The sequence below is a fragment of the Nodularia sp. LEGE 04288 genome (genome assembly GCF_963896525.1).
GTDB lineage: Bacteria > Cyanobacteriota > Cyanobacteriia > Cyanobacteriales > Nostocaceae > Nodularia.
Window position 1 is genome coordinate 1 of sequence record NZ_CAWQOY010000079.1, and the last position, 1,891, is coordinate 1,891.

Below are 1,891 nucleotides of genomic sequence, written 5' to 3' on the forward strand. Positions count from 1 at the left end.
TCATAAAACCGGGAAACGCGATCGCATTCATCCGCCGAAAGTAAGATTACTTTCAGGTTGATGTCTTATTTTTTTTGTAATTAATTGAGAATTATTAGCAATATGTGTTATTTTTTAGGTATATTAAAAATAAGTAGTCTCATAGCAGCCTTAAACAGCCATTGGACTAACACAGCGGTTTTCAGCCAGAATTGCCGGTCAAAGCCACTATTTTTCCTGATTCAAGCCTTACTGCATTTCAGGTTAGTCATGGATACCGATGCGAGTCAGTTCAAACAAACTGAGTCTCAGCAACGAGTATTTTTTGACCTTCTAGATAAAAAACGCTACAAAACTAACTTTCAAATCACTGTAATATCTCTCTTGAGGTTAGTGAACTCTAATCTGGAGATTTTATTAATCAGAAAGACGTTGATTGAAAATGATGTTATAAAGTGGCTACCTGCTTTTTACTAATAAATGCAGATTATTCTCGTTTATTTCTCAGGGTTGAAGTATCGTAGCCAAAATTACATTAACCTTTTCTCAGAGCCAACTGTCCATAAAATTCACTAATGAGTAAATTTCGATGAATACTTTTTTCTGTTCTGACCATGCGCGAGAAGTAGGAGAAGATATTATTAGTAGTGCGACAAATTACGAAACATATATTTTGGTTGAATGTCCTCAACCCTGGGCTTATGATGCTTTTCGATCGAAGTGGGTACCAAATAATTTACAGGTTTTAGTAGAAGAAGTTCGCCGGGCTAAATTACCTGTGAGATTTCTGTTAATTGCTAATAATTATTCACATAAAGTAGACTATACAACTCTTTTGATTTATCAAAAACAAGAGGGGCTGAGTCATGGATACCGAAAATATGAGTTTAAGTTACCACACATTGAACAAGTCGCCGGGGTGGTGAAAAAATCTTTATGGCACAAAATACCCGAATATGAAATAGAGACAAGTATCACTAGAGATATTTTAGTATGTACCCACGGTAGCCATGATCAGTGTTGTGCCAGATATGGGAGTCCTTTTTATTTCCAAGCTAGTGCGATGATTGCTGATTTAGAATTGGATAATGTCCGAATTTGGAAATCCAGTCATTTTGGTGGACATCGATTTGCACCAACAGCGATAGATTTACCAGATGGCAGATATTATGGTGTTCTCAATCAAGAATCGTTTCGGTCAATTTTGACTCGTACAGGTGATATACAATGCCTGAAGAAAGTCTATAGAGGCTGGGGAATTTTACCGACTTCGGTGCAAATCTTAGAAAGAGAACTAATGCTACGCCACGGATGGAATTGGTTTAATTACAAAGTAGCGGGAAAAATTATTGAACAGAGTTTAGATAACAATACCATATTAGCCGAGTTGAGTGTTGAGGAACCCTCTGGTTCTCTGTTTATTTACCAAGCAAAACTCGTGAAAGACAAAACAAGGACACTGGAAATCAAAGGTTCTTGCAATGCCAAAGACAATTCGGTATTTGTCAAATATGCTGTAGATAGTATCAGGCTTGTCTGTAATAAAGTGGCAACTTGCAGTAATTAAAAAGCTGATTTACCAAAATCATCCCAGAGGTTGCTATCTACCACAAATCTATTACAAAATAAGCCCTCAGTAATTCAAAATTACACACAAAGAACCTCAGCGTTATACCAATTTAATATAAAGATGCATAAATAGAATTTAACCAGAAATCTAGTTCCCCTCCTCGCTTGCCTACGGTGTACACACAAGTCCTGCCTGTCTGCGTTTGAGCCTGTTTTGCCCCCTAAATCCCCCAAGTTTGGGGGACTTTGAAAATTCTTGTTCCCCCAGAATTGGGGGTTAGGGGGCGATTCGATCACTTGTGTGTACACGGTAGCTTCCTGAATGAGAGAGGATTCCTTAACG

1 protein-coding gene is annotated in these 1,891 nt (G+C 37.7%); it reads left to right on the top strand.

Features of this window, described 5'->3' with window-relative positions; translation table 11 throughout:
* Positions 1-568: 568 nt before the first annotated feature.
* Positions 569-1,546, top strand: coding sequence for a sucrase ferredoxin (locus AACX33_RS05800; RefSeq protein ID WP_193999209.1), 978 nt, complete (start codon positions 569-571; stop codon positions 1,544-1,546).
* The last annotated feature ends 345 nt before the right edge of the window (positions 1,547-1,891 follow it).

What these genes read in the sequence shown, in the direction of transcription:
- AACX33_RS05800 (WP_193999209.1), top strand. Translation starts at nt 569, where the DNA reads ATGAATACTTTTTTCTGTTCTGACCATGCGCGAGAAGTAGGAGAAGAT.